General features: G+C 70.3%; 1 protein-coding gene and 1 pseudogene. Both read left to right on the top strand.

Annotation, left to right across the window (positions count from 1 at the left end):
- Positions 1-74: 74 nt before the first annotated feature.
- Positions 75-5582: pseudogene (locus JOC24_RS34320) on the top strand (SDR family NAD(P)-dependent oxidoreductase); the annotation flags it as partial.
- Positions 5583-5822: 240 nt separating this feature from the next.
- A complete protein-coding gene (locus tag JOC24_RS32225; protein WP_374104548.1) occupies positions 5823-21872 on the top strand; it encodes a type I polyketide synthase in 16050 nt (5349 codons plus the stop codon).
- Positions 21873-21933: the final 61 nt, after the last annotated feature.

Genomic DNA, 21933 nt, shown 5'->3' on the forward strand with positions numbered 1-21933 from the left:
TGAGTGTGCATTCGCGGTCGGCTGATGATGCTGATGGTGAGTGGGTGCGTCACGCGACGGGTGTGCTGTCGGCAGTGGGTGCGGGTACGGGTGAGCCGTTGCGTGAGTGGCCGCCGCGGGGTGCTGTCGGGCTGGACGTGGCGGGGTTCTACGAGGAGCTGCTCGGGCTCGGATATGGGTACGGGCCGGTGTTCCAGGGGCTGCGTGCTGTGTGGCGGCGCGGCGAAGAGGTATTTGCCGAAGTTGCGCTGCCGGAGGAGATTTCCGGGGACGGATTCGGTGTGCATCCGGCCCTGTTGGACTCGGCCCTGCACGCGATGGGACTGGCAGGTGACCGGGGTGAGGACGGTGGAGGGACAGGTCTGCCGTTCGCGTGGTCCGGGGTTTCTCTTCATGCTGTGGGGGCTTCGGTTCTGAGGGTGCGGATCGCGCCGGCTGGTTCCGGGGTGTCGTTGGTGTTGGCTGATGTGGCCGGTGAGCCGGTGGCGTCGGTGGATTCGTTGGTGCTGCGGCCTGTTTCGGCTGAGCAGGTTCAGTCGTCGGTTGTTCCGCGTGATGCGTTGTTCGAGGTGGACTGGGTCGAGCACGTGCGTGGTGGGGAGGGTGTGGCGTCCGTCGTCCAGGTGGTGACGGGTCTGGACGCGCTGGACGTGCTGGATGCAGTGCCGGGTGTGGTGGCGGTGTCGTTCGCGGAGTGTGGTTCGGGGTCCGGCGGGGTGGTGTCCCGTACGCATGAGGTGACGGGCCGGGCGCTGGGGTTGGTGCAGGGGTGGTTGGCGGACGAGCGGTTCGCCGATGCGCGTCTGGTGGTGGTGACTTCGGGTGCCGTGTCCTGTGACGGCGATGCTGCGCCGGATCCGGTGCAGGCTGCTGTGTGGGGTCTGGTGCGGACGGCGCAGTCGGAGAATCCGGGCCGGTTCGTGCTGGCGGACGTTGACGGGGCCGAGGCTTCGTGGGCAGTTCTGTCGGCTGCGGTGGCTTCGGGTGAGCCGCAGGTGGCGGTGCGTGGTGGTGCGGTGTCCGTCCCGAGGCTCGTGCGTACGGCGGTCGGTGCTGGTGGGGCTGCTCCGGGTGTCGATCCTGAGGGCACGGTGTTGGTGACGGGTGCCAGTGGTGCGCTGGGTGGGTTGGTGGCGCGCCATCTGGTCGTGGAGCGCGGCGTCCGGAATCTGCTGCTGGTGAGCCGTCGGGGCGGCGATGCGCCGGGGGCGGCGGATCTGGTGGCGGAGCTGGAGGGGCTGGGTGCGCGGGCTGGTTTCGTCGCGTGTGATGTGGCGGATCGTGCCGCGCTGGCGCAGGTGCTGGACGGTGTCGCTTCTGAACACCCGCTGACGGGTGTGGTGCATACGGCGGGTGTGCTGGATGACGGTGTGGTGTCGTCGTTGACGTCGGAGCGGCTTGCTGCGGTGTTGCGGCCGAAGGTTGATGCGGCGTGGCATCTGCATGAGTTGACGCGTGGCATGGATTTGTCGATGTTCACGTTGTTCTCGTCGGCGGCGGCGACTTTGGGGTCGTCGGGTCAGGCGAACTACGCCGCGGCGAACGCGTTTCTCGATGCTCTGGCCGTGGTGCGGCGGGCGGAGGGGCTGGCGGGTCTGTCGTTGGGTTGGGGTCCGTGGGCCGAGGGCGGGATGCTCGGGCGGCTCGATGCCACCGACCTCCAGCGCATGGCCCGCGCCGGCCTGCCCGCACTCACGGCCGAACAGGGTGTCGCCCTCTTCGACGTCGCCGAGACGACGGGTCGGGCAGCGGTCCTCCCGCTGCGGCTCGATCTCCCGGTCCTCCGCCAGGGCGCTGCCTCCAATGGCGTGGCGCCCCTGATGCGTGGGCTCGTACGCGTATCGGCACGCCGTGTCGCGCAGTCCGGGACGGCCGATTCGGCTCTTGCCGACCGGCTGCGTGGACTGGACCAGGCAGAGCGTCTCCGTATGGTGCTGGACCTCGTCCGGCGCGAAGTCGCACTCGTGCTGGGGCATGCGTCCGGGGACTCCGTCACCTCCGGACAGGCCTTCAAGGAGCTGGGCTTCGACTCGCTCACCGCAGTCGAACTCCGTAACCGTCTCAACGAGGTGACCGGCCTCCGCCTCCCCGCCACGCTGGTGTTCGACTACCCCACCCCTGAATCGCTCGCCGAGTACATCCGCGACGAGGTCGTGGGCACGCAGGGCGAGCTGGGCCGGTACGGCGTGGCTGTGGCGGATGCTCTGGACGACGACCCCATCGCGATCGTCGGAATGAGCTGCCGTTACCCGGGCGGAGTCCTCAGCCCTGAGGATCTGTGGCAGCTGACGATCGGTGGAGGCGACGGCGTCGCACCGTTCCCCACCGACCGCGGCTGGGACCTGAACGGGGTGTACGACCCCGACCCCGAGAACCGTGCCGCCTCGTACACCGCGGAAGGCGGCTTCCTGTACGACGCGGGGAAGTTCGACCCGGCGTTCTTCGGCATCTCCCCGCACGAGGCGCTGGCCATGGACCCCCAGCAGCGGCTGCTGCTCGAGGCCACCTGGGAGGCGTTCGAGCGCGCGGGCATCGACCCGGCAGCACTGCGCGGGAGCCGGACCGGTGTGTACGCCGGAATGATGTACCACGACTACGCGTCGCAGACCGCCTCCGTACCGGAGGGCGTCGACGGCTTCCTCGGCATCGGCACCTCGGGGAGTGTCCTGTCGGGCCGGGTGGCGTACACGTTCGGTCTGGAGGGGCCGACCATGACCATCGACACGGCGTGCTCGTCGTCGCTGGTCGCCCTGCACCTCGCCGCTCAGGCCCTGCGCAAGGGCGAGTGCACCATGGCGCTGGCCGGCGGTGTGACGGTGATGTCCACTCCGGGGGCATTCATCGAGTTCAGCCGTCAGGGTGGCCTTGCTTCGGACGGACGGTGCAAGTCGTTCTCCGCGAGCGCGGACGGCACCGGCTGGTCCGAAGGCGTGGGCATGCTGCTGGTCGAGCGGCTGTCCGACGCCCGACGCAACGGCCACCCTGTGCTCGCACTCGTGCGAGGTTCAGCGGTGAACCAGGACGGTGCGTCGAACGGTCTGACGGCGCCGAACGGCCCGTCGCAGCAGCGGGTGATCCGGCAGGCCCTGGCCGCCTCGGGCCTGTCGGCAGCCCAGGTCGACGCCGTGGAGGCGCATGGTACGGGTACGACGCTGGGTGATCCGATCGAGGCGCAGGCGTTGTTGGCGACGTACGGGCAGGGGCGTCCGGAGGGGCGGCCGTTGTGGTTGGGGTCGTTGAAGTCGAACATCGGTCATACGCAGGCTGCCGCGGGTGTGGCCGGGATCATCAAGATGGTGATGGCGATGCGGCACGGTGTGCTGCCGCAGACGTTGCATGTGGATGAGCCGACGCCTCAGGTGGACTGGGAGTCCGGTGACGTCGAGTTGCTGACGGAGCAGCGGGAGTGGCCCGAGACGGGTGAACCGCGGCGCGTGGGCGTGTCGTCGTTCGGCGTCAGCGGCACCAACGCACACGTCATCCTGGAGCAGTCCTCCGAGGCTGCGGTGCCGGCCCCGACTGATCTCTCGGTGCCGAGCGTGCCGAGTCCGTCGGTGGTGCCGTGGGTGGTGTCGGCGAAGACGGCTGAGGCGCTTGTCGCTCAGGTCGAGCGGGTGTCGGCGTTCGCAGCGGATCGGAATCCGGTGGACGTCGGGTTCTCGCTGGCGACGACGCGTGCGGTGCTGGAGCACCGTGCCGTGGTCATCGGCGACCGGACGATCGAGGGGTCGGTGACCTCGGGTCGTACAGCCGTGTTGTTCTCGGGTCAGGGTGCGCAGCGCTCGGGTATGGGCCGTGAGCTGTACGGGGCGTACCCGGTGTTCGCGGACGCCTTCGACGCGGTGTGTGCGGAGCTGGACCGTCATCTGGACCAGCCGCTCTGTGACGTGGTGTTCGAGGGTGGTGAGCTGCTGGACCAGACGCAGTTCACGCAGGCCGGGCTGTTCGCCCTTGAAGTGGCGTTGTTCCGTCTGGTGTCGGCCTGGGGTGTGCGGCCGGATTATCTGCTGGGTCATTCGATCGGTGAGTTGTCGGCCGCGCATGTGGCCGGGGTGCTGTCGCTGGAGGACGCGGCGAAGCTGGTGGCGGCGCGTGGTCGTCTGATGCAGGCGCTGCCGGCGGGCGGGGCGATGATGTCCCTCCAGGCCACGGAGGACGAAGTCCTGCCGCTGCTGACCGACGAGGTCTCGATCGCTGCCCTCAACGGGCCGTCTGCGACGGTGGTTTCGGGTGACGAGGACGCTGTCCTGGCGATCGCCGCGCACTTCGCGGCTCAGGACCGCAAGACGAAGAGGCTCCGCGTCAGTCACGCGTTCCACTCGCCGCGTATGGACGCCATGCTGGAGGAATTCCGTACGATCGCGGAAAGCCTGACCTTCCAACGGCCCGGTATCGGGATCGTCTCGAACGTCACCGGTCAGGTGGTGTCGGGCGAGGAGATCTGCTCGGCGGACTACTGGGTGCGTCACGTCCGTGAGGCTGTCCGCTTCGTCGACGGTATGCGCACTCTGCAGGGCCAGGGAGTGACCACGTACCTGGAGCTGGGTCCGGACGGTGTGCTGTCCGCGATAGGGCAGGACTGCGTCGAGGAGTCGGCGTTCGTACCGGCCCTGCGCAAGGAGCGCGACGAGGCGACGACCCTCGTCACCGCGCTCGCCGAACTGCACGTACGCGGGTCGGCCGTCGACTGGGCGGCGTACTTCGCCGGCACCGGCGCCCGCCGCATCGACCTCCCCACCTACGCCTTCCAGCACGAACACTTCTGGCTCGCCTCGTCCTTCAGCGGGGCCACGGACGCGAGGGCCCTCGGCCAGAGCGCGGGTGAGCATCCGCTGCTGGGAGCCAAGGTGATGGTGGCTCAGGCCGATGAGTACCTGTTCACCGGCCGACTGTCGGTCGAGTCGCATCCGTGGCTCGGCGACCACATGGTCATGGGCTCGGTCCTGCTCCCGGGCACAGCCTTCGTCGACCTGGCGCTGCACGTCGGTGAGCAGGTCGGCTGCGGCCTCCTGAGCGACCTCACGCTGGAGGCGCCCTTCGTCCTCCCCGAGCACGGGGCCGTGGCCATCCAGCTGACCCTGGGCGCTGCCGAGGACGACGGCAGTCGGGCGATCGCCGTTCACGGGCGACCCGCTGAGGACGCGGACGCGAAGTGGACACGGCACGCGGCCGGGACACTGTCCGCAGGCGGCGTACCGGCCGGCGAGTCGCTGGAGGAGTGGCCGCCGCGCGCTGCCGTCGCCCTCGACGCCGCAGGTCTCTACGAGAACCTGGCTGAGATCGGCTTCGCCTACGGGCCGACGTTCCAGGGGCTGCGGGCCGCGTGGCGGCGTGGCGACGAGGTCTTCGCCGAGGTCGCACTGCCGGAAGGAACGGATGCCGCAGGGTTCGGCGTCCACCCCGCCCTGCTCGACTCCGCCCTCCACACGATGGGTCTGGCGGCCGGCGAGGGCACGGCCGGAGAAGCGCGGCTCCCGTTCGCGTGGAGTGGGGTGTCGGTCTCCGCAGTGGGGGCGACGGTCCTGCGGGCACGCATCACAACCGTCGGTTCGGGTGTCTCCCTGACTCTCGCCGACAGCACGGGCGCGCCGGTTGCATTCGTCGACTCACTGGCCCTGCGCGCGATCTCGCCCGACCAGCTCTCGGCTGCCGCCGACACCGGAACGCGCGATGCGCTGTTCCAGGTGGACTGGATCAACCACGAGGTGGCGGAGGAGAAGGTCGAAGCCCGCTGGGCCGCGCTGGGCGACGCGATCGGCGTACCCGGACTGCGGTACGCCGACCTGACCGCGTTCACCGCCGCGGCGGACTCCGGTGAGTCGGTGCCGGGTGTGGTGGCGGTGTCGTTCGCGGAGTCCGGTTCGGGGTCCGGCGGGGTGGTGTCCCGTACGCATGAGGTGACGGGCCGGGCGCTGGAGTTGGTGCAGGGGTGGTTGGCGGACGAGCGGTTCGCCGATGCGCGCCTGGTGGTGGTGACTTCGGGCGCAGTGTCCTGTGAGTCGCCGGATCCGGTGCAGGCTGCTGTGTGGGGTCTGGTGCGGACGGCGCAGTCGGAGAATCCGGGCCGGTTCGTGCTGGCGGACGTTGACGGGGCCGAGGCTTCGTGGGCAGTTCTGTCGGCTGCGGTGGCTTCGGGTGAGCCGCAGGTGGCGGTGCGTGGTGGTGCGGTGTCCGTCCCGAGGCTCGTGCGTACGGCGGTCGGTGCTGGTGGGGCTGCTCCGGGTTTCGATCCTGAGGGCACGGTGTTGGTGACGGGTGCCAGTGGTGCGCTGGGTGGGTTGGTGGCGCGCCATCTGGTCGTGGAGCGCGGTGTCCGGAATCTGCTGCTGGTGAGCCGTCGGGGCGGGGATGCCCCGGCGGCGGCCGGCCTGGTGGCGGAGCTGGAGGGGCTGGGTGCGCGGGCTCGTTTCGTCGCGTGTGATGTGGCGGATCGTGCCGCGCTGGCGCAGGTGCTGGACGGTATCGCTTCTGAACACCCCCTCACGGGTGTGGTGCATACGGCAGGCGTGCTGGATGACGGTGTGGTGTCGTCGTTGACGTCGGAGCGGCTTGCTGCGGTGTTGCGGCCGAAGGTTGATGCGGCGTGGCATCTGCACGAGCTGACGCGTGACATGGGTCTGTCGATGTTCACGTTGTTCTCGTCTGCGGCGGGTGTGTTCGGTGGTGCGGGTCAGGCGAACTACGCCGCGGCGAACGCGTTCCTGGACGCGCTGGCGGAGGCACGCCGGGCGGAAGGGCTCGCGGGACTGTCGCTGGCCTGGGGCCCCTGGGCGGAGAGCGGGATGCTCGGACGCCTCGACGACGCCGACACCCAGCGCATGGCGCGATCCGGTGTGCCGCCCCTGTCGGTGGACGAGGGCCTGGCGCTGTTCGACGTCGCCGCGGGTCTCGACCGCGCCGCCGTGGTGCCGGTACGGCTCGACCTCGCGGTATGGCGCAAGCGCGCTGCGGCCGAGGGTGTGCCGCAGCTCTTCCGGGCACTCGTACGCGTTCCCGGCCGCCGCACCGCGAAGTCCGGTGAGTCCGAGTCTGGCTTCGCCGCACGGCTGAAGGCACTCACACAGGACGAGCGGACTCGTCTGGTCGACGGCTTGGTGCGTACCCAGGTCGCTGCGGTCCTCGGGTACGCGTCGAGTGAGGCGATCAAGTCCAGGCATGCCTTCAAGGAGTTGGGCTTCGACTCGCTGACCGCCGTCGAACTGCGTAACCGGCTCAACGCGGCGACCGGGCTGCGGCTGCCCGCCACGTTGGTCTTCGACTACCCCACCCCTGCCGTGCTTGCCGAGTTCCTGCTGGACGAGGCGCGGGGTGCCGATCCCGAGGGGCCGGTGGCAGCGGGTGCGGCGGCCTTCGCGGACGACGAGCCCATCGCGATCGTCGGCATGAGCTGCCGCTACCCGGGTGGCGTCGCCGCTCCGGAAGACCTGTGGCGGCTCGTCTCCATGGCAGGGGAGGGGATCTCCGGATTCCCGACCGACCGTGGCTGGAGCCTGGACGGCATGTACGAATCCGACGCCGGCCGGGAGGGCAAGTCCAGGACCATCGAGGGCGGCTTCCTCTACGACGCGGGTCAGTTCGACCCCGGCTTCTTCGGGATCTCGCCGCGTGAGGCGCTGGCGATGGACCCGCAGCAGCGGTTGCTGCTGGAAACGTCGTGGGAGGCCGTCGAGCGGGCGGGTATCGACCCCGAGTCGCTGCGGGGCAGCCGCACGGGTGTGTTCGCCGGCCTGATGTACCACGACTACGCTGCCCGGCTGGGTTCCGTACCCCAAGACGTCGGCGCCTTCCTGGGAACAGGCAATTCGGGCAGTGTGGCGTCGGGGCGGGTGTCGTACGCGTTGGGCCTGGAGGGTCCGGCGGTGACGGTGGATACGGCGTGTTCGTCGTCGTTGGTGGCGTTGCACTGGGCGATTCAGGCGTTGCGGTCGGGTGAGTGCTCGATGGCGTTGGCCGGTGGTGTGACGGTGATGGCGACGCCTGGGACGTTCGTGGAGTTCTCCCGTCAGCGTGGTCTTGCGGCTGATGGCCGGTGCAAGGCGTTCGCCGATGCGGCGGATGGTACGGGGTGGTCCGAGGGTGTGGGCATGCTGCTGGTGGAGCGGTTGTCGGACGCGCGGCGTAACGGGCATCGGGTCCTGGCGGTGGTGCGGGGTTCGGCGGTGAACCAGGACGGTGCGTCGAATGGTCTGACGGCGCCGAACGGTCCGTCGCAGCAGCGGGTGATCCGGCAGGCTCTGGCGAATGCGGGTCTGTCGGCTTCGCAGGTGGATGCGGTGGAGGCGCACGGTACGGGGACGAAGCTGGGTGACCCGATCGAGGCGCAGGCGTTGCTGGCGACGTACGGGCAGGAGCGTGCGCAGGATCGGCCGCTGTGGTTGGCGTCGGTGAAGTCGAACATCGGTCATACGCAGGCTGCGGCGGGTGTTGCCGGGATCATCAAGATGGTTCAGGCGATGCGGCATGGTGTCCTTCCGCGGACGTTGCATGTGGACGAGCCGTCGTCGCAGGTGGACTGGTCGGCGGGTGCGGTGGAGTTGCTGACGGAGTCGGTGGCGTGGCCGGAGACGGGCGAGGTGCGGCGTGCGGCTGTGTCGTCGTTCGGGATCAGTGGTACGAACGCGCACGTCATCCTCGAACAGGCACCCGCTGAAGGTGATGGTGCCGCGACGCAGGGGGACGAGGTCTCACCGCTGGGCGGGGAGGCACTGCCCTTCGTCCTCTCAGGGAAGTCGGAGGCCGCGCTGCGGGACCAGGCCGCACGTCTGAGGGAGATGGTGGCGGCCGGTTCCGGGGTGGAGCCCGCAGGGATCGGCTTGTCGCTGGCGATGGGACGGTCGCGCTTCGAGCATCGTGCGGTGGTGGTCGCCGCAGGTGCCGATGAGCTCAGTTCGGCTCTGGGCGCGCTCGCCGATGAGCGTCCCGGGGCGGGTGTGGTGCGGGGTGTCGCTGATGGCGTGATGCGGCCGGTGTTCGTGTTCCCGGGGCAGGGTTCGCAGTGGGTGGGTATGGCTGCGGGGCTGATGGGGTCCTCGGATGTGTTCGCGGAGCGGATGCGGGAGTGTGCGACCGCGTTGTCGGCGCATACGGACTGGTCGCTGCTGGATGTGCTGCGTGGTGAGCCGGGTGCTCCTGGGTTCGGTCGTGTTGATGTGGTGCAGCCGGTGTTGTGGGCGGTGATGGTGTCGCTGGCCGAGGTGTGGCGTGCGGCCGGTGTGGAGCCCGCTGCGGTCATGGGCCACTCCCAGGGCGAGATCGCTGCTGCCTGCGTGGCCGGTGGGCTGTCCTTGGAGGACGGTGCGCGGGTGGTGGCGTTGCGGAGCCGGGCGATTGTGGAGCTCTCGGGACTGGGCGGCATGGCGTCCGTGGCGGAGCCGGCGCAGCAGGTGGAGGCACGGCTCTCCAAGTGGGAGGGGCGCCTTTCCGTCGCGGCGGTGAACGGCCCGTCCTCGGTGGTGGTCAGTGGTGACGGTGACGCGCTGGATGAGCTGCTGGTGGTGTGCAAGGCGGACGGGGTGCGTTGTAAGCGCATCGATGTGGACTACGCGTCTCACAGTGCGCATGTGGAGCGGATCCACGACCGGCTGCTGGAGGTGCTCGCGGACCTGGCTCCGCGTGCCTCGCGGGTGCCGCTGTTCTCCACGGTGACCGGGGAACTGCTGGACACGGCGGGGATGGACGGCGAGTACTGGTACACGAACCTGCGCCGCACTGTCCGCCTGGAGGAGACGACCCGCACCTTGATCGACGCCGGGCATCGTGTGTTCGTCGAGGTCAGCCCCCATCCGGTACTGGCCGTTGGACTGCAGGAGACGTTCGAGGCGGCCGGTAGTGACGCGGTGGCGTTGGGGACGCTGCGGCGGGACGAGGACGAGGCCCGGCGCTTCATGACCTCCCTCGCCGAAGCACACGTGCAGGGGGTGGAGCTCGACTGGAAGACCCTGTTCGCGGGCACCGTGGCCCAGCACGTCGACCTGCCCACCTACGCCTTCCAGCATCAGCGCTACTGGCTGAACCCCTCCGCCGGAAACGGTGCCGTTGACGTTTCCTCGGCTGGGCTGAAGTCCCTCGACCACGCCATGCTGTCCAGCGCCATGGGCCTTGCCGGCACAGACGGGGTGGTGATGACGGGCAGGGTCTCCATCGAGACTCATCCCTGGCTCGCCGACCACGCCGTGTGGGGCTCGGTTCTCCTGCCGGGCACAGCCTTCGTGGAACTCGCTCTGCAAGCCGCGGACCAGGTCGGCTGCGACCTCGTGGAAGAGCTGACGATAGAGGCACCGCTTCTCATCGCCGACCAGGACGCGATCGTCATCCAGGTCGCGGTGGCCGCGGCCGACCCGACGGGCCGGCATGAGATCACGGTGTTCTCACGCCCCGCCGACGCCTCGGACGAGGCATGGACGCGGCACGCCAGCGGCACGCTCGCCACCGGCGCGGAGACGACGGACGGCCTGGCTGACTGGCCGCCGGCTGGAGCGCAGGCCGTCGCGGTGGACACGCTCTACGCGTCGCTCGCCGACGCGGGGTACGAGTACGGCCCCCTGTTCCAGGGGCTGCGTGCCGCGTGGCGGCAGGGTGACGACGTATATGCGGAGGTGGCCCTGCCCGACGAGGCCGAGGTCGACGGCTTCGGGCTGCATCCGGCTCTCCTGGACGCCGCGCTGCACGCGATGGGCCTCGCCGCGGTCCCCGACTCGGACGGGACGGCGGGAGCGGTCGGCCTGCCGTTCGCCTGGGCCGGCGTGTCCCTGTCGGCAGTGGGAGCACAGCTCCTGCGGGTCCGAGTCCGCCGTCAGGGATCGGGAGCGTCGCTTCTGCTGGCCGATGGAGCCGGATCGCACGTCGCCTCGGTGGAGTCGCTAGCGCTGCGCCCGGTATCGCCGGAGCAGTTGCGCGGAAGCGGCAACGCCCACGCCGACTCGCTGTTCCGCGTGGAATGGTCCGTCAAACCGGTCGGCGCCGCTCGGAACGCCGAGAAGCCGGAGGGCGCCTGGGCCGTCATCGGGGAAGCCGAGTTCCTCCCCGAAGCGGTGCGGTATGCGGATCTGGCATCGATGGACGAGATACCGGATGTGGTGGCGGTGTCGTTCGCTGCATCCGGCTCCGCTCTCGCTTCCGGTCCCGGGGACGTGGCGTCCCGTACACAGGAACTCGCCGTCCGGGCACTGGAACTGGTGCAGGAGTGGCTGGCGAACGAGCGGTTCGCAGACGCGCGGCTGGTCGTGGTGACGCGGGGAGCGGTCTTCTGTGACTCGCCCGATCCCGTGCAGGCAGCTGTATGGGGTCTGGTGCGGACGGCCGAGTCCGAGAACCCCGGACGGTTCGTGCTGGTTGATCACGACGGCCAGGAACCCGGCCTGTCGGCGGTGGTCGCCTCGGGTGAGCCGCAGGCCGCAGTGCGCGCGGACGAGATGTTCGTTCCGAGACTGGCACGGGTCCCGTTGCCCGAGGGGCAGGCACCCGCCTTCGTCGAACCGTCCGGCACCGTGATGGTGACGGGTGCCAGCGGGGTTCTGGGCGGGGTGGTGGCACGTCACCTGGTCGCCGAGCACGGCGTGCGGCACCTGCTCCTGTTGAGCCGTCGAGGTGCGGATGCCCCTGGAGCGGCCGAACTCGTGGCCGAGCTGTCCGAGTCGGGGGCGCAGGCACGCTTCGAGGCGTGTGACGTGGCGGATCGCGGGGCACTGGCCCAGGTCCTGGACCGCGTCGAGTCCGAACACCCGCTCACGGGTGTCGTGCACACCGCCGGTGTGCTCGACGACGGGGTGGTGTCCTCGCTGACGCCGGAACGGCTGGCTGCTGTGATGCGGCCCAAGGTTGACGCCGCGTGGAACCTGCACGAGCTGACCCGTGACATGGATCTTTCGATGTTCACGCTCTTCTCCTCCGCCGCGGGTGTGTTCGGCGGTTCCGGTCAGGCGAACTACGCCGCGGCGAACGCGTTCCTCGACGCCCTGGCCGAGGCGCGCCGGGCGGAAGGGCTCGCCGGGCAGTCGCTGGCCTGGGGACTGTGGGCTCAGGCCAGCGCGATGACGGGACAGCTGGACAGTGGTGATCTGCGGCGGATGGCCCGGGGTGGTCTGACGCCGCTGTCCTCGGAGCAGGGGCTCGAGCTCTTCGATCTGGCCGGGGGGCTGGCCGACGAGGCCGTGCTGGTGCCGATCCGGGTCGACATGGCTGCTCTGCGGCTACGGCCGGAGATGACTCCGCTGATGCTGCGGGGTCTTGTCCGGGTACCGAACCGGCGGCAGGCGGACTCCGGCACCGATCGCTCCGCATCGTTCGGACGCACCCTCCTCGCCCTCCCCGAGGCCGAACAGCACCAATGGGTGCAGGATCTGGTACGGGCCCAGGCGGCCGCCGTGCTCGGGCACGACTCGGGCGAGGCGGTGCAGCCCGAGCGGGCGTTCACCGAGCTGGGCTTCGACTCCCTCACCGCCGTCGAACTGCGTAACCGGATGAGTGCCGCCACGGGCCTGCGTCTGCCGGCCACCCTCGTGTTCGACTACCCGACCCCCTTCGCGATGGCCGACCACATACGGACCGAGATCGTCGGCGTGCAGGCGGGGGCCGTCATCAGTCGGCCCACCGTGACCGGCACCGAGGACGACCCGGTCGTCATCGTCGGCATGAGCTGCCGGTTCCCGGGCGGTGCCGAATCGCCCCGAAAGCTGTGGGAGCTGGTGGTCGGCGGCAACGAAGGCATCACCGGCCTGCCCACGGACCGGAACTGGGACGTGGAAGGGCTGTACGACCCCGACCCGGACAACCCCGGCACCTCCTTCACCCGCGAAGGCGGTTTCCTGCACGACGCGGCCGAGTTCGACCCGGGCTTCTTCGGGATCTCGCCGCGTGAGGCCCTCGCCATGGATCCGCAGCAACGACTGCTGCTGGAAGGTTCCTGGGAGGCCATCGAGTCGGCAGGCATCGACCCGGCATCGCTGCGCGGCACGAGCACCGGCGTGTTCGCCGGGCTGATGTATCACGACTACGTCGCTCAGCTGGCCACCGTCCCGGAGGGTGTCGAGGGGTACCTCGCCACGGGCACGTCCGGCAGCGTCGTGTCCGGCCGTGTCTCCTACACGCTCGGACTCGAGGGACCCGCTGTAACGGTCGACACCGCTTGCTCGTCCTCCCTGGTGGCGCTGCATCTCGCGGCGCAGGCCCTGCGTTCGGGCGAGTGCTCGATGGCGCTGGCAGGCGGCGCCAGTGTGATGGCCACACCGGGCAGCTTCATCGAGTTCAGCCGCCAGCGTGGACTGGCCGCGGACGGCCGGTGCAAGTCCTTCGCCGCGGGCGCCGACGGCACCGGCTGGGGCGAGGGTGTGGGCATGCTGCTGCTGGAGCGGCTGTCGGACGCGCGGCGCAACGGGCACGAGGTGCTCGCGGTCGTACGCGGCTCTGCGGTGAACCAGGACGGTGCGTCGAACGGTCTGACGGCCCCGAACGGCCCGTCGCAGCAGCGGGTGATCCGGCAGGCCCTGGCCAACGCCGGTCTCACCCCGGCGCAGGTGGATGCGGTGGAGGCGCACGGTACGGGTACGACGCTGGGTGACCCGATCGAGGCGCAGGCGCTGCTGGCGACGTACGGGCAGGGGCGTTCGGACGACCGTCCCCTGCTGCTCGGCTCGATCAAGTCGAACATCGGGCACACGCAGGCCGCCGCGGGTGTGGCCGGTGTGATCAAGATGGTGATGGCCATGCGGCACGGTGTGCTGCCGCAGACCCTGCACGTCGACGCGCCGACGCCCCAGGTGGACTGGTCGGCGGGCGCGGTGGAGCTGCTGACGGAGTCGGTGGCGTGGCCGGAGACCGGTGAGGCGCGCAGGGCGGGGGTGTCGTCGTTCGGTATCAGCGGGACCAACGCCCACGTGATCGTCGAGCACACACCGGTCGTCGAAGAGCGCCACGAGCCTTCGGTGTCCTTGCCGGTGGTTCCATGGGTGGTGTCCGCGAAGTCCGAGGCAGGTCTTTCGGCACAGCTGGAACGGCTTTCGGCGTCCGCCCGGGAGCACGCACCGGTGGATGTCGGGTTCTCGCTGGCGACGACGCGTGCGGCGATGAATCACCGAGCGGTGGTCATCGGGGACGTGGCGGTCCGGGGCACGGTCTCGTCGGGTCGAACCGGCGTGTTGTTCTCGGGTCAGGGTGCGCAGCGGTCGGGTATGGGCCGTGAGCTGTACGCGTCCTATCCGGTGTTCGCGGATGCGTTCGATGCGGTGTGTGCGGAGCTGGACCGTCATCTGGACCGGCCGGTGCGGGATGTGGTGTTCGAGGGTGGTGAGCTGCTGGATCAGACGCAGTTCACGCAGGCCGGGCTGTTCGCGCTCGAAGTGGCTTTGTTCCGTCTGGTGTCGGCGTGGGGTGTGAAGCCGGATTATCTGCTGGGTCATTCGATCGGTGAGCTGTCGGCCGCGCACGTGGCTGGGGTGCTGTCGCTGGAGGACGCGGCGAAGCTGGTGGCGGCGCGTGGTCGTCTGATGCAGGCGTTGCCGGCCGGTGGGGCGATGGTGTCGCTCCAGGCGTCGGAGGACGAGGTCCTGCCGCTGCTCGGCGAGGCGGTCTCGATCGCCGCCCTCAACGGGCCGTCCGCGACGGTGGTTTCGGGCGATGAGGACGCCGTCCTCGCGGTTGCCGCGCACTTCGAGGCGGAAGGTCGCAAGACGAAGCGGCTCCGTGTCAGTCACGCGTTCCACTCGCCGCGTATGGACGCCATGCTGGAGGAGTTCCGCACGGTCGCGGAGGGCCTGACCTTCCACTCGCCCGGCATCGGGATCGTCTCGAATGTCTCCGGTCTGGTCGTGTCTCATGACGAGATCTGCTCGGCGGACTACTGGGTACGCCACGTCCGCGAGGCCGTCCGCTTCGTCGACGGTATGCGCACTCTGCAGGGCCAGGGAGTGACCACGTACCTGGAGTTGGGCCCGGACGGTGTGTTGTCCGCGATGGGCCAGGACTGCGTCGAGGACTCGGCGTTCGTACCGGTTCTGCGCAAGGACCGCGACGAGGCGACGACCCTTGTCACCGCGCTCGCCGAACTGCACGTACGCGGGTCGGCCGTCGACTGGGCGGCGTACTTCGCCGGCACCGGCGCCCGCCGCATCGAGCTCCCGACGTACGCCTTCCAGCGCGAGCGGTACTGGCCCGAAGGCGGGGCGCCGCTCATGGGCGGCAAGCGAGCCCTGGAAGCCGCATCGTCCCTCGACGCGACCTTCTGGGACGCCGTGGAGCAGGAAGACGCGGCGGCGCTCGGGGTGGCTCTGGGGTCGGACGAGCTTGCACCGCTCGAGGCGATGCTGCCCGTGCTGTCCTCGTGGCGTCGGCAGAGCCGTAACCTCTCCACCGTCGATGCCTGGCGCTACCGCGCCACCTGGCAGCCCGTCTCCGCCGTTCCTCGCCCCGCGTTGGAGGGCACCTGGCTGGTGGTCGCACCGGAGCACCACGCGACGCACCCCGTCACCGACGGGCTCCGCGCACACGGAGCCGACGTCATCCACCTTCCGCTCGCCGGCACCGTCGGCCGGGACGAACTGGCCGGCATACTCGCCGACCACTCCGAACTCGTCGGAGTGGTGGCACTGCCGACGACGGAGGACGAACCCACCGCCGGGGCGGTGGGCGCCGAGGTCATCAGGACTCTGACCCTCGTCCAAGCCCTGGGTGACGCGGGCAGGACGGTTCCGCTGTGGTGCCTGACCCGCGGCGCGGTGTCGGTGGGCAGGTCGGACGGAACGGTCACCCCCTCGCAGGCACAGGCCTGGGGGCTGGGCCGGGTGGCCGCGCTGGAACACCCGCAGCGCTGGGGCGGGTTGATCGACCTTCCCGAGGTGCTGGATGACCGTGCCGTGGGACGCGTCTGCGCGGCACTGGCGGGTATCGACACCGAGGACCAGGTCGCCGTCCGGGCATCGGGTGTGTACGTACGACGGCTCGTCCGCACACCCGGTACCGGGCAGGGGTCCTCGTGGACGCCACGGGGGACCGTCCTGATCACCGGTGGTACGGGCGTCCTGGGAGCGCACGTGTCCCGCTGGGCCGCCCGCAACGGTGCCGAGCGGCTGGTACTCACCAGCCGCCGGGGCATCGATGCCCCAGGCGCCCAAGAGCTCAGGGACGAACTCGTCGCACTCGGAGCGGCTGTCACCGTCGCCTCGTGCGACGTCACCGACCGCGCCGCACTCATCGAACTGGCTGACGGCCTGCGGGCCGCCGGATCACCGGTGAGGGCCGTGCTGCACACCGCCGGAGAGGCCGCTTCGCATCCGCTTGCAGAGCTGGACGCCGACGGCCTGGAGGCCGTCCTGTCCGCCAAGGTCGCAGGGGCGGTCAACCTGGACGCGGTGTTCACGGATGACGACGCCGACGCGACGCTCGACGCGTTCGTCCTCTTCTCCTCGATCGCGGGCGTGTGGGGCAGTGGGGGGCAGGCCGCCTACGCGGCGGCCAACGCCCATCTCGACGCCTTGGCGCTGAGCCGTCGTGCCCGCGGTCGGGCCGCCACCTCGGTGGCCTGGGGACCGTGGGGCGGAGGCGGGATGGCACAGGGTGAGGCCGAGGCGCATCTGCTGCGACGCGGACTGCCGGCCATGGCTCCCGAGCGCGCTGTCGCGGCTCTGCAGCAGGCGCTGTCCGAGGGCGACTCCCTCATCACGGTGGCCGACGTCGACTGGGCGCGCTTCGCCCCGGCGTTCACCGCGCTCCGCCCGAGCCCGCTGCTCGCGGAACTCCCCGACGTACGCGAGCTGCGGGAGACGGCTTCGGCGCCGACGGGTGACGCCGTGTCAGCCCTGCGGGACCGGTTGGCGACGGCCACCGGAGGCGAGAGGACCCGGGCACTGCTGGAACTCGTACGCAAGCAGGCTGCCGTCGTGCTGGCGCACCCGAGCACCGAGTCGGTCACTGCGGCGAGCACGTTCCGCGAGCTGGGCTTCGACTCGCTGACCGCCGTCGAACTCCGTAACCGTCTGGCCAAGGAGACGGGGCTGACGCTCCCCGCCACCATGGTGTTCGACCACCCGACGCCGACGGTCCTGGCCGAGCATCTGCGTACCGAGCTGTTCGGAGGCGAACTCCGGAGGGCCGACTCCTTCACGGCCGTGGCAGCGGCGGACGCCGACGATCCCATCGTGATCGTCGGGATGAGCTGCCGGTTCCCAGGAGGCGTGCGCTCGCCGGAAGAGCTGTGGGAGCTGCTCGCCGCAGGCGCCGACGGAGTGTCCGGATTCCCGGTCAACCGGGGCTGGGACCTGGACTCGCTGTACGACCCGGACCCGGACCACTCCGGTACCTCCTACGTCTCGGAGGGCGGATTCCTGCATGACGTGGGGGACTTCGACCCCGGCTTCTTCGGGATCTCGCCCCGCGAGGCCACGGCGATGGACCCGCAGCAGCGGCTGCTGCTCGAGACGTCGTGGGAGGTGTTCGAGCGGGCCGGCATCGACCCGGCCTCCCTGCGTGGAAGCCGCACCGGCGTCTTCACGGGGACCAACGGCCAGGACTACTCGGCGTTGCTGTTCATGTCTGCCCAGAACTCCGAGGGCCACATGGGGACCGGCAACGGCGCGAGCGCCGTCTCGGGCCGGCTCTCGTACACCTTCGGGCTGGAGGGTCCGGCGGTGACGGTGGACACGGCGTGTTCGTCGTCGCTTGTCGCGTTGCACCTGGCGATTCAGGCGCTGCGGGCGGGGGAGTGCTCACTCGCCCTGGCCGGTGGCGTCACGGTGATGTCGACACCCGGCGCGTTCATCGAGTTCTCCCGTCAACGCGGCCTCGCGGTGGACGGCCGGTGCAAGGCGTTCGCCGACGCGGCGGACGGCACGGGCTGGGGTGAGGGTGTCGGCATGCTGCTGGTGGAGCGGCTGTCGGACGCGCGGCGCAACGGCCACGAGGTGCTGGCGGTCGTACGGGGCTCGGCGGTGAACCAGGACGGTGCGTCGAACGGCATGACGGCCCCGAACGGCCCGGCCCAGCAGCGCGTCATCCGGCAGGCACTGGCATCGGCGGGTCTCTCCGCGTCCCAGGTGGACGTGGTCGAGGCCCACGGTACGGGTACCCGACTGGGCGATCCGATCGAGGCGCAGGCGCTCATGGCGACCTACGGCCAGGAGCGCGCCCACGGCAGGCCGCTGCTGCTCGGGTCGATCAAGTCGAACATCGGGCACACGCAGGCTGCGGCCGGTGTGGCCGGTGTGATCAAGATGGTGATGGCGATGCGGCACGGGACGCTGCCGCGCACCCTGCACGTGGACAGTCCGTCCACGCAGGTGGACTGGTCGGAAGGAGCCGTCGAGCTGTTGACCGAGTCGGTCGGCTGGCCCGAGACGGACGAACCGTGGCGTGCGGGGGTGTCGTCGTTCGGGATCAGCGGCACCAACGCCCACACGATCATCGAGCAGGCACCTCCCGCCCCGGCCACGGCCGTCGCCATCGCCCCGCCGGTTCTGCCGTGGGTGCTGGCCGGCGGCTCGGAACGAGCCCTGGTGGCTCAGGCCGGACTCCTGCGGTCACACCTCCTGCGACGTCCGGGACTCGAAGCCCTCGACGTGGCGTTCACTCTGGCCACGGGCCGAGCGGCGCTCACACACCGGGCTGTGGTCAGCGGAGCCGACCGAGACGCGCTGTTGCGCGGTGTCACGGCCCTCTCCGAGGGAGGCGCCGATCCTCAGGTGACGGTGGACCAGGAGGTCGACGGACAGGTGGCGGTGCTCTTCTCGGGTCAGGGTGCGCAGCGCTCGGGTATGGGCCGTGAGCTGTACGCGTCCTATCCGGTGTTCGCGGACGCCTTCGACGCGGTGTGTGCGGAGCTGGACCGTCATCTGGATCAGCCGCTCCGCGATGTGGTGTTCGGGGGTGGTGAGCTGCTGGATCAGACGCAGTTCACGCAGGCCGGGCTGTTCGCGCTCGAAGTGGCGTTGTTCCGTCTGGTGTCGGCGTGGGGTGTGAAGCCGGACTATCTGCTCGGCCATTCGATCGGTGAGTTGTCGGCCGCGCATGTGGCTGGTGTGCTGTCGCTGGAGGATGCGGCGAAGCTGGTCGCGGCGCGTGGCCGTCTGATGCAGGCGCTGCCGGCCGGTGGGGCGATGGTGTCGCTCCAGGCGTCGGAGGACGAAGTCCTCCCGCTGCTGACCGACGGCGTATCGATCGCCGCGCTCAACGGGCCGTCCGCGACGGTGATCTCCGGTGACGAGGACGCTGTCCTGGTGATCACCGCGCACTTCGAGGCGGAAGGCCGCAAGACCAAGCGCCTCCGTGTCAGTCACGCGTTCCACTCGCCCCGCATGGATGCCATGCTTGACGAATTCCGCACGGTCGCGGAGGGCCTCACCTTCCACCAGCCCCACATCGGCATAGTCTCCAACGTCACCGGCCGGACAGCCGGGCCGGAGGAACTGTGCGAGCCCGAGTACTGGGTGCGGCACGTCCGTCAGGCCGTCCGCTTCCTCGAAGGCATGCGAGGTCTGGAGGACCTGGGAGTCGCGACCTTCCTGGAGTTGGGCCCCGACGGCGTGCTCTGCGCCATGGGACAAAACTGCGTCACCCCGGAGGGCACTGCGTTCATTCCGGCCCTGCGCAAGGACAGGGACGAGCCGGGCACCGTGGTCGCCTCACTCGCCGGTCTGCACGGACGGGGAGTCACCGTCGACTGGCCGGGGTTCTTCGCCGGCACCGGCGCCCGGAGCATCGAGCTGCCGACCTACGCCTTCCAGCGGCAGCAGTACTGGCCTGAGCCGGCCGGAGCGGAATCCGCGGCTGATGGCGGAACGTCCGCCCTGGACGAGCGGTTCTGGGCAGCGGTGGAACAGGAGGACCTGAGCGGACTGGTCGAGGGCTCGGGGCTCTCCGCCGACCAGCCGCTCAGCACGGTGTTGCCCCTGCTGTCGTCATGGCGTCGGCAGTCCCGTGAGCAGTCCACCGTCGACGCGTGGCGCTACCGGGTCACCTGGAAGCCGTCCACCGCCACCGGCGCGCCGGCCGCATCGGGGACCTGGCTGGTCGTGGCGGCGGAGGAACACCACGACCACCCGGTCGTCACCGGCCTGCGTGAACACGGCAGTGACGTCGAACTGCTGACGGTGGGCAGTGGCCAGCAGAATCGGTCGGTGTCGGCCGGGGAACTCGCCGAGAAGCTGGCCGGCCGGACGGCCGGGCACGGGGAACTCGTCGGCGTCGTCTCCCTGCTGGCGCTGACCCACAGCCCGACGGCGGCGAACCTGAGTCTCTTCCAGGCTCTGGGCGACGCCGACGTCCCGGCCCCCCTGTGGTGTGTCACCCGGGAAGGGGTGAGCGTGAGCCGTACCGACGCGGCACCCGACCCGGAGCAGTCGCAGCTGTGGGGCCTGGGAAGGGTCGCAGGACTCGAACAGCCCCACCGGTGGGGCGGTCTGATCGACCTTCCCCCGACGACGGACGAGCGAGCTGCGGCCCGCGCGGTCGCCCTGCTGACAGGCGGTACTGCGGAGGACCAGGTCGTGGTGCGTTCCTCCGGAGCGTTCGTCCCACGCATCGAGCGGGTGTCGACCCACGCGGCCGGGCCCGAGTGGGAGCCCAGGGGCACGGTGCTGGTCACCGACGCCTCCACGCCTCTCGGCTCGGGCGCCGCCCGCTGGCTGGCCGGAACCGAGGCCGACCAAGTGGTGCTGATGGTTCCGGAAGGCGCTGAAGTTGCGGCGGGGGCGGTAGCACAGCTCGGCGAGCGTGGACTCGTCGTCCGCTGCGACGTCGCCGACCGCAAGGCACTCGAAGCGCTCGTCCGCGAGCTCACCGAGGGCGGCAGCCCGGTCCGTGCGGTGCTGCACACGGTCGGCGGCAACCAGCTCACCCCCCTCGACGCGCTCCGTATGGACGACGTCGACGGACGACTGAACGCGAAGGTGGTGGGCGCGGCCCATCTCGACGAGGTGTTCGCCGACACCGAACTGGACGCGTTCGTCCTGTTCTCCACCATCGCCGGAGTCTGGGGAGGCGGTGGCCAGGGGGCGTACGCCGCGGCGGGCGCGTACCTGGACGGTCTGGCACAGAACCGCAGGGCGCGCGGTCTGGCCGCCACCTCGGTGGCCTGGGGGCCGTGGGCCGAGTCGGCGTCCGCCACTCCGGAGGACGCAGCGGCCGAGGAACAGCTCCGCCTGCGAGGGCTGCCCGCGATGCTGCCGGAGCTGGCGCTCACCGTCCTGCGGCGCGCGGTCACCGACCACGACCCGCTGCTCACGGTGGCCGATGTGGACTGGGCGCGGTTCGTACCGTCGTTCACGGCCATGAGGCCCAGCGCGCTGTTCGCCGATCTGCCTGAGGCCGTGGAGGCACTGGGCCGTGACGCCGAGGGCGAAGGCGTCGACACGGACGCCGCCGAGGAACTGCGCCAGCATCTCGCGGGACTCTCCGAAGCGGACCGGGAGGCGGAACTGGTGCGTCTGGTGCGCACCCACGCGGCCGCCGTACTGGGCTACGCAGGCATCGAGGAGGTCGGCCCCGGCCGGGTGTTCCGCGAGCTCGGTTTCGACTCGCTGACAGCCGTGGAACTCCGCAACAGGCTCACGCGGGCAACGGGTCTGCGCCTGCCCGCCGGGCTGGCCTTCGACTATCCGAGCGCTGCCGCCGCCGCCGGCTTCCTGCACACGGAGCTCCGGTTCGGCTCGGACACCACCGGCGCGTCGCTGCTGGCGGAACTGGACAGGCTGGAGGCGGCAACTGCGGCGAACGAGCCCGACACCCTTACCAGGGCAAAGGTCGCCATGCGCCTCCAGGCATTCCTCGCCAAGTGGTCCGAAGGAGGGACGGCCGAGGCGGACCCGGCGGATGTGACCGACAAACTCGAATCCGCCTCCGATGACGAGATATTCGACTTCATCAACAACGAACTGGGGCGCTCGAACTGACGGTCACGGCCCCGGCGTGGCGCGCGTGACGGCCGCCACGCCGGGGCCGTGGTGTTCGCGG

Source organism: Streptomyces sp. HB132 (assembly GCF_016909575.1).
Taxonomy (GTDB): Bacteria; Actinomycetota; Actinomycetes; order Streptomycetales; family Streptomycetaceae; genus Streptomyces.